This is a genomic window from Acidisoma sp. (genome assembly GCF_035492295.1).
GTDB lineage: Bacteria > Pseudomonadota > Alphaproteobacteria > Acetobacterales > Acetobacteraceae > Acidisoma.
In genome coordinates, this window is sequence record NZ_DATJJK010000068.1 from 1 (window position 1) to 8,734 (window position 8,734).

Below are 8,734 nucleotides of genomic sequence, written 5' to 3' on the forward strand. Positions count from 1 at the left end.
GATCGGGCGCTGCCATCTGCGCGACCCATCCTGGTTCCAGTGGCCACTGCTGGAGGCCGCCATCGAAGGCAACATCATCGCGGACTTCCCCCTCTGCAACAAATCCTTCAATTGCGCCTATTCGGGCGTGGACCTCTGAGAGGGCAGGCGATGCGCAAAACGCTCTTCGACAGCCTGATCCATCGCCCCTTCACCGAACCGCTGCCGGCGCCGGAGGGGGAGATCCACGGCCTCGACCAAGCCGCGCGGCGGCGCCTGGGGCGCAGCCTCGCCATCCGCGTCGTCGATGCCGGATCCTGCAACGGTTGCGAGCTGGAACTGAACGCCCTCTCCAATCCGCTCTACGATCTCGAACGCTGTGGTTTGAAGGTCGTCGCCTCTCCCCGCCATGCCGATGTGCTGCTGGTGACGGGGCCGGTGACGGGCCATATGGAGGCCGCGCTCCGCGCGACCTATGAGGCGATGCCGGCACCGAAATGGGTGATCGCGTGCGGCGATTGCGCGGGCTGTGGCGGGCTTTACGCGCAAAGCCCCGCCTGTCTGGGCGGGGTTTCTGCCGTGCTGCCTGTCAATCTTACCATCCCGGGCTGCCCGCCCACACCCCGCGCCCTGCTCGCGGGGCTCAGGCGATTGATGGAAGCTTAGACGACATCGGCCTCGAAATCGGCCGGGATCGAGCCGCGGACGAGGCAGGGCGAGACGAACAGCGTGCCAAGGATCATCCCCGTCGCGGTGCGGAAGGCCACGGTCAGCCAGAGCCCCGCCAGCAACAGGATGAGGGCGCCGCCGATCACCGTGAAAAGGGTCAGCCCGGTCTGATGGGCGATCGCCATCGTCGCCGCCGTATAGACGCCGAGCGGAAAGGTGAAGCCCCACCAGCCAAGGTTGAAGGGCAGGCCCTCCCCCCGCAGGTAGCGGATGGTCGTCAGCACGGCGAGCGCGAACCACCAGACGCCATAGCCCCAGAGAGCCACGCCGCCGATGAGGCCAAGCCCCTGGGCGACCGGGCCGAGCATGGGCAGGCCGACGCTTGCTGCCAGATGCGGCGCATCGGCGCCCAGCAGCAGCAGGGAGAGCGCCCCGGTGCCGATGGGGCCAAGCGCCAGGCAGCCCGAGGCCGCCATGTCCCGGTGCGGCAGCTTGTGCAGCACAAGCCGCAGAAACAGGATGACCAGCACGCTCAGCGCCAGCGGCACGGAAAATGCCCAGAGCGCGTAGCACAGCATCATGACCGTCAGCGCGGTATGCGGGTCATTGAGATAGGGGATCAGCTGCGCGCCGCTGGCGGCCGCCACTTCCGCCGCCACGATCGGCAGCAGCCAAACCGCCGTCATGCGCTCCATGGCGTGATCATGCCGGGTGAACATGAGAAAGGGCACGCCGAGCCCGCAGGCGAGCGACATCGCCATGTCGATCCACCACAGCGGCGCGGCAATGCCGACCGCAAGGTCTCGTCCGATCAGCGGAACGCCGAAGGCGAGGAAGCCGTTGATGATGGTGGCCAGGCCCATGGGGATGGCGCCGAAGAACATCGACATCACGGAATGGTCGAAGATGCGGCGGGCACCCTCGAAAAACATCACCCAGCGCGCGGCATAGAGCAGCGTGAAGGCGGTGAAGAGGGCGATGTTGAACAGCCACAACCCCACGGCCACAGCATGCAACCCCGGTACGGGCAGCGGCCACTGGTTGAGGCAGAGGGCAAGAACACCCGTGCCCATGGTAGCGGTGAACCAGTTCGGGGTGAACTGGCGGATGATTTCCTGAACGCCGGTCTGGGGCACTGCCCAGTTGGGCGGTCGGCTGGCGGAAATTGTGGTTTGGGACATGGCGACCTCCATCTCGACATCGCTGAATGCCATGATCCTAACGATCTAGAATTAATCTAACCATACGCGATATCCGCACATATCGATCAGATGAACAGATTTATCGCCTGAGGGTCTGACGCGTTCGGATTGTGAGTGGGAGCGATTCATCGAAATCGTGAATCAGGCCCTAATCAATAAGTTAGAGCGCGATCCAGGCCGATCAAACGCTGGCGCACTCATTTCGTGTCCGCGACGGCGCCTTGCGTGGCACCCGCCGCCGCCCACATAAGTTCCGCGAACTTCTCTTCACAGTGGGCGAAATGCCAGAAGCCGAGCCAGTTGCCCGTGATACCCCGCAGACCGTTCTTGTCGTTGAGGATGAGATTCTGGTGCGCATGGTCATCGCCGATTACTTGCGGGACTGCGGTTATCGGGTGATTGAGGCGGGCGACGCCGAAGAGGCACTGAAGGTTCTCCAATCCTCGGAGGATGTGCATGTCGTCTTCAGCGACGTTCAGATGCCGGGCGAGATGGACGGGTTCGGTCTGGCCAGGTGGATCCGGCAGAACCAGCCGCAGGTGAAAGTGCTGCTGACCTCCGGCAATGCAAAGGCAGCGGCGACGGCACACGATCTCTGCGAGGAGGGGCCGCTCGAGGCAAAGCCTTACCAGCCGCAGACCGTGCTCGACCGTATCAAGCGGCTTCTCGCAGAAAATCCCTGATCGCACCGAAATGCTGCGCTCCGCTGCATCGCGAGGGCAGTAGGGACCACGCAGACGTTTCCACACCGGCATCGATCCGGTTCCGTGTCATGCGCCAGAACCGTGCATGATGGGCAAAGTGCGACATGGGCTTTGTCCATCCTCGCCATCCGCGCCATCATCAGCCTCCCAGCATTGACGCTGCTCACGCATTCATGATGGCATGCCCCTCCGCACATGGGTGCGGGTGAACACGGGCCGGCTGCGGCCGTAGCCATGCTCTCCAGTCATGGCCCATGACTTGCATCGCCAAATCATAATGGAACGTAAGTCCCGCTTCCTGACCCGTCGCAAACAGCCAACGCCTCCGGAGAATTGCATGATCAAGCCGATCCTCTACGCTGGGCTGCCCCTGATGCTGACTATCGGTGCCGCCAGCGCCTTTGCCGCCGATACCATCAAATTCGGCGTTCCCGTGCCGCTCTCCGGCCCCTATGCGGCCGCGGGCACCGATATCCTCAACGGAGCCAAGATGGCCGCGGCCAAGATCAACGCCGATGGTGGCGTGCTGGGCAAGCAGATCGAGATCGTGGCCGAGGATGACGGTTGCGATGCCCAGATGGGCGTGCAGGCCGCACAGAAAATGGTCGATGGCGGCGTCTCCGTCGTCACCGGCTCCTATTGCTCGGGCGCGGCCCTGCCGGAACTCGTGGCGCTGCATCGCGCGGGCATTCCCTACGTGCTCGACGCTGCGACCAATCCCAAACTGACCTCGATGGGCTTCGACAATGTTTTCCGCACCATCGGGCGTGACGACGAACAAGGACCCTTCGCCGCAGCCTTCATCGCTGACTATTTGCACGCCAAGAAGGCGGCCGTTATCGACGACAACACCACCTACTCCAAGGGCCTTGCCGACAACACGGTCCAGGCGCTGAAGAAGGACGGTGTCGATGTCGTCTATTACGATGCGATCACGCCCGGCCAGATGGACTATTCGGCCGTGCTCACCCACGTCGCCTCGCTCAAGCCCGACGTCATCTATTTCACCGGATACTTCTCCGAAGCCGGTCTGATCGCGAAAGAAGCAGCAGCCCTACATCTCAAAGTGCAGATGATGGGTGGCGACGCGACCAACGATCCGACGCTGATCAAAACCGCAGGCCCGGGTGCCGAAGGCTGGATCGCGACAACGGCACCGCTGCCGCAGTTCCTTACCGGCGCGAAGGATTTCGTGAGCGATTTCACGAAGAAATACGGCGCGGCCCCCGGCCCCTATTCCGTCTACGAGTATGATGCCGTGGGCGTCGCCGCCAAGGCAATTGCGGATGCCAAATCTACCGACCCTGCCGCCATCATCACTGCGCTGCATAACATCAAAGATTACCAAGGGTTGACAGGCAGCATCACCTTCAACAAAGCTGGTGACCGCGCAACCGCTGTCTACATTACCGTGGTCGTCAAGGACGGCGCTTTCACTCCCGGCATGAAGCTGAGCGATGCCGGAAAGTGGGTGCCCGTTCAGTAATGATTTTGCACAGCCGGTCGGAGTTCCCGTCGTCATGAGCGAATTTCTTCAACTCGTGATCGCCGGGCTCACGACCGGCTCCTTCTATGCGCTCATCGCTCTGGGCTACACGATGGTCTATGGCATCGTGCGCCTCATCAACTTCGCTCATGGCGACATCTTCATGGTCGGGGCTTTTCTCGGCTGGACGATGCTCAGCGTCCTTGCCGCCGGGCATCTGCCCTGGGGCATCGCGCTCTTCATCGCAGCGCTCCTGTCCATGGCGATCACCGGCGGGCTCGGCGTCTTTGTCGAGCGCTTCGCGTATCAGCCGCTGCTTTCGGCGCCGCCGCTCTCGATCCTCATCACCGCCCTCGGCGTCTCGCTTGCCCTCGAAAACGGCATTCTCCTGCTCTTCGGGCCCGGCTTCAAAACCTACCCGCATCTGATCAGCATGGCCGGCTTCTCTGTCGGCGGCGCTCAGATCAGCCACATCCAGATTGGCATCATCATCCTGAGTTTCCTGCTCATGGGCGCGCTCTATCTCTTTGTGCATCACACCTTCATCGGCACCGCGATGCGCGCGCTGGCGGTGGACCGGGATGCAGCCCGCCTCATGGGCATCAATGTCGAGCGGGTGATCCAGATCACCTTCTTCCTCGGCTCGGCCCTCGCGGCGGCCGCCGGTGTGATGGAAGGGCTCTACTATACCCAGATCAGTTTCTTCATGGGTTTCGTCGTGGGCCTCCGCGCCTTCACAGCTGCCGTGCTCGGCGGCATCGGCAATATCCCTGGGGCGATGGTCGGCGGCCTCATCATCGGCCTGCTTGAATCCTTCAGCGCCGGCTACATCTCCTCGCGCTGGACGGACGTGATCGTCTTCATCGTCCTGATCGGCACGCTGGTTATCAAACCCACCGGCATCTTCGGCGAACGTGTCGTGGAGCGCATGTAGGATGAGGGCACTCCTTCAGAACCGGCTGAGCACGGCAGGCATCGTCACGCTCGTCGTCGCGGCCTTCCTGCCCTTCTTCTGCAAGAATTACATCGTCGATGTCGCACTCACCATCGTCACCTATGGCATCCTCGGCCTCGGCCTCAACATCGTCGTGGGCTATGCCGGCCTGCTTGATCTCGGCTTCGCCGCCTTCTTCGCGATCGGCGCCTACACCACGGCACTGCTCGAAACCCATCTCGGCCTGACCTTCTGGGAGACGATCCCGGCGGCTCTCGTGCTCACCAGCATCGCCGGCATCATCATCGGCTACCCGACACTGCGATTGCGCAGCGACTATCTCGCCATCGTGACGCTCGGCTTCGGCGAAATCGTGCGCATCACCGTAACCAATCTCACCATCACCGGCGGGCCGGACGGGCTCTACGGCATCAATCCGGCCGACGTTCTGGGGCATGATCTGACCGCGCCGAAAGCGGTCTATGCCCTCGGCCTTGTCTTCCTCGCGGTCGTGCTCGTCTTCGTCATCCGGCTCGGGCGCTCGCGCCTCGGCCGCGCCTGGACCAGCCTGCGCGAGGATGAATCGGCGGCCGAAGCGGTCGGCGTGCCGACGCTGCGGGTGAAGATGCTCGCCTATGTCATGGGCGCGCTGGTCGGCGGCCTCGGCGGCAGCCTGTTCGCCGCGCGCTTCGGCGCCATCGACCCAACGTCCTTCACCTATGCCCAGTCGGTCTCCATTCTCATCATCGTCGTGCTTGGCGGGCGCGGCAGCATTCCGGGTGTGCTGCTCGGTGCGGTCATCGTCGCCGGCCTGCCGGAAGCCCTCCGCTTCATCCATCTCTGGCGCGAATTTGTCTTCGCAATCGCGCTCATCCTGCTCATGCTGCTCCGCCCGCAGGGCCTGTGGCCAGCGCGGCTGCGCCATATCGCGGCCCCGTCCGAAACCGAGGCCGAAGGCGTAGCCCATGCTGCCCCGGCCGAGCAGATCGCCGAACGGGTAGCGGGGGAGCCGGAGATTCTGCTCGAAACGCAGCAGCTCAGCCGCGCTTTCGGCGGCCTGCGCGCCGTCAGCGACGTCAGCTTCACCGTGCATCGCGGCGAGATCCTCAGCATCATCGGCCCCAACGGCGCCGGCAAGACGACGGTCTTCAACTGTCTGACCGGCGTCATCCCGCCCTCCTCCGGCGCCATCCTCTGGAACGGCCGGCCGCTCGCCCGCCTCGCGCCGCATCGCGTGGTGGCGCGCGGCCTCGCCCGCACCTTCCAGGGCATCCGTCTCTTCGACAACATGACCGTCTTCGAAAATGTCCTGGTCGGCATGGACCACCGCTTTCACCTGCCGGTCGTCGCCGAAATGCTGGCCCTCCCTCGCGCCCAGCGCGAAACCGGGCTGCATTACGCCGCCGCCCGCCGCTGGCTCGAATTCGTGGGCCTTTCCGACCAGGCAGGGCTGCGCGCCGGGGACCTCGCCTATGGCGACCAGCGCCGCCTCGAAATCGCCCGCGCACTGGCCAGCCAGCCGCAACTCCTGTTGCTGGACGAGCCTGCCGCCGGCATGAACCCGACCGAAAAGCAGTCCCTCATGGGTCTCATCCGCCGCATCCGCGACCTCGGTGCCACCGTTCTACTCATCGAGCACGACATGCTGCTGGTGATGGGCGTGTCGGACCGTGTCATCGTCATGGATCGTGGACAGGTCATCGCCGATGGCGCGCCGGATGCGGTGCGCACCAATCCCCGCGTGATCGAAGCCTATCTCGGCCGCGACGAGGAAGAGGAAGACGAGATGCCGGACGCGCTGGGCCAGGGAGCCATCGCATGAGCCTGCTCACCGTCGAAGGCCTGCGCGTCGGCTATGGCAAGGTCGAGGTGCTGCACGGCATCGGTCTGCGCGTCGCGGCGGGTGAAATCGTGGCACTGCTCGGCAGCAATGGCGCCGGCAAAACCACCACGCTCCGTGCCCTGTCGGGGCTGGAGCCCGTGCGGGCTGGCCACATCATGCTGAGCGACCAGAATATCGCGGGCCTGCCGGCGCATCAGATCGCCGCCCTCGGCCTCGCCCACGTGCCGGAACGGCGCCGCTTGTTCGCGCCCCTTTCGGTCGAGGAGAACCTGAAACTCGGGGGCTATCTCATCCGCGGCCAGCAGGCCGAACTGAAGCGGCGGATCGAGGCGATGTATGTCCTCTTTCCCCGACTGCTCGAACGTCGCCAGCAGCTGGCCGGTACGCTCTCTGGCGGCGAGCAGCAGATGGTGGCCATCGCCCGCGCGCTGATCTTGGAGCCCCGGCTGCTGGTGCTGGATGAGCCTTCCATGGGCCTCGCCCCCCTTGTGGTGCGGTCGATCTTCACCATCGTCCAGCGCCTGCGGGACCAGGGTATGGGTATTCTTCTCGTCGAGCAGAATGCGCGACAGACGCTGAAGATCGCCGACCGCGCCTACGTTCTGGAAAGCGGTTCCATTCTTCTGGAAGGCTCGGCCGAGGACCTCGCCCGCGATGCTCGGGTGCAATCGGCCTATCTCGGCGGGGCGGCGGCCTGACTTCGGGGCCGGCTTGACGGGCTTGACCGGCTCCACCTGCGGGGCTCTCCTGGCGCGGAAGGAGATTGCGATGGAAAGCCTTTTGCCCCTGGCAGAGAGTGCCGCCCGCCTGCTGAAGAGCCGCGGCGAGACGGTCGGCGTGGCCGAATCCTCCACGGGCGGGCTGATCTCGGCTGCCCTTCTCGCGCTCGGTGGCGCCAGCGCCTATTTCAAAGGTGGCGGCGTGATCTACACGGCGGACGCCCGCCAGGGTCTGCTCGGCCTGCCCACGCCCCTTCCGCCGCCAGTCGGGCGCCCCGCAACCGAAGCCTATGCCCAGCTCTTGGCCGAAAGCGCGCGGGCACGGTTGAACGCAGTCTGGGGCATCGGCGAGACCGGCGCCACCGGACCGTCCGCCAATCGCTACGGCGACGCGCCGGGCCATTGTTGCATCGCCGTCTCCGGCCCCGTGGCGAAGGTCATCACCATCGAGACAGGATCGGCGGAGCGTGCCGCGAATATGCGGGAATTCGCGCGAGCTGCTTTGGTGCTGCTGACGGAGGCAGTCGGCGAGGCCGGCTAGACTTCCCGCATGAGCATCCCGGCCGATCACGCTTATGATTTCGACCCGACCTATGGCTTCGATCTCGCTGGCCTGCGCGCGCTGAAGCCGCCCGAGGCGCTCCCCGGTTTCGATGATCTCTGGCGTGCGCGCTACGCGAAGGCGCTTGGCGTCGATCCCCAGCCACGGCTGAGGGAGAGCCGGATCACGCACGCAGAGTGGCGCGTGTTTGACCTCACCTATACCTCGGCCGACGCCTTCCCCATCGGCGGCTGGCTTCTGTTGCCGCGCGCAGGAAAGATCCAGCGCGGCCTCGTGGTGGGCCACGGCTATGGCGGGCGGGATCAGCCGGATTTCGATCTTCCGGTGCGGGAGACAGCGATCCTCTTCCCCTGCTTCCGCGGCCTCTCACGCAGCAGCCGGCCGCCGATCTCCACCGATCCGCAATGGCATGTGCTGCATGATATCGACAAGCCGGATCACTATATCCTGGGCGGCTGTGTTGCGGACCTCTGGGTTGCCGTCTCGGTGCTCACAGGGCTCTACCCTGAGATTGAGGGGCGCATCGGCTACAGCGGCATCAGCCTCGGCGGCGGCATCGGCGCGCTGGCCCTGGCTTTCGACGAGCGCATCGACCGTGGCCACCTCACCGTGCCGACCTTCGGCAATATGCCGCTG

The 8,734-nt window shown here is 64.7% G+C and carries 9 protein-coding genes; 8 read left to right on the forward strand and 1 reads right to left on the reverse strand.

Features of this window, described 5'->3' with window-relative positions; translation table 11 throughout:
- Positions 1-150: 150 nt before the first annotated feature.
- Positions 151-645, forward strand: a complete 495-nt coding sequence (locus VL752_RS05100) for an NADH-quinone oxidoreductase subunit B family protein (RefSeq protein ID WP_325352827.1) — start codon at positions 151-153, stop codon at positions 643-645.
- Here the strand turns inward: VL752_RS05100 and VL752_RS05105 are convergent.
- Positions 642-1,829 (reverse strand): TDT family transporter, encoded by a 1,188-nt coding sequence (locus VL752_RS05105; protein ID WP_325352829.1) that lies wholly within the window; start codon positions 1,827-1,829, stop codon positions 642-644. The two genes, VL752_RS05100 and VL752_RS05105, sit on opposite strands and share 4 nt — an antisense overlap.
- Positions 1,830-2,071: 242 nt before the next feature.
- Between VL752_RS05105 and VL752_RS05110 the strand changes: the two genes are divergently transcribed.
- From VL752_RS05110 to VL752_RS05140, 7 genes are all read left to right on the forward strand, one after another.
- On the forward strand, positions 2,072-2,533 hold the full coding sequence (locus VL752_RS05110; RefSeq protein ID WP_325352830.1) for a response regulator: 462 nt from the start codon (positions 2,072-2,074) through the stop codon (positions 2,531-2,533).
- 358 nt (positions 2,534-2,891) lie between these two features.
- A complete protein-coding gene (locus VL752_RS05115) occupies positions 2,892-4,040 on the forward strand; it encodes a branched-chain amino acid ABC transporter substrate-binding protein (RefSeq protein ID WP_325352832.1) in 1,149 nt (382 codons plus the stop codon).
- Between the two features lie 34 nt (positions 4,041-4,074).
- Positions 4,075-4,974, forward strand: coding sequence for a branched-chain amino acid ABC transporter permease (locus tag VL752_RS05120; protein WP_325352834.1), 900 nt, complete (start codon positions 4,075-4,077; stop codon positions 4,972-4,974).
- Between the two features lies 1 nt (position 4,975).
- Positions 4,976-6,796, forward strand: a complete 1,821-nt coding sequence (locus VL752_RS05125; RefSeq protein ID WP_325352836.1) for an ABC transporter permease subunit — start codon at positions 4,976-4,978, stop codon at positions 6,794-6,796.
- Positions 6,793-7,515 carry an ABC transporter ATP-binding protein gene (locus VL752_RS05130; protein ID WP_325352838.1) on the forward strand — a complete coding sequence of 241 codons (723 nt, stop codon included), beginning with the start codon at positions 6,793-6,795 and terminating at the stop codon, positions 7,513-7,515. The genes VL752_RS05125 and VL752_RS05130 overlap by 4 nt, the downstream gene beginning before the upstream one ends.
- A gap of 70 nt (positions 7,516-7,585) precedes the next feature.
- Positions 7,586-8,077 (forward strand): CinA family protein, encoded by a 492-nt coding sequence (locus VL752_RS05135; protein ID WP_325352840.1) that lies wholly within the window; start codon positions 7,586-7,588, stop codon positions 8,075-8,077.
- Positions 8,078-8,086: 9 nt separating this feature from the next.
- A partial coding sequence (locus VL752_RS05140) for an acetylxylan esterase (protein WP_325352842.1) occupies positions 8,087-8,734 on the forward strand: 648 nt, incomplete at its 3' end.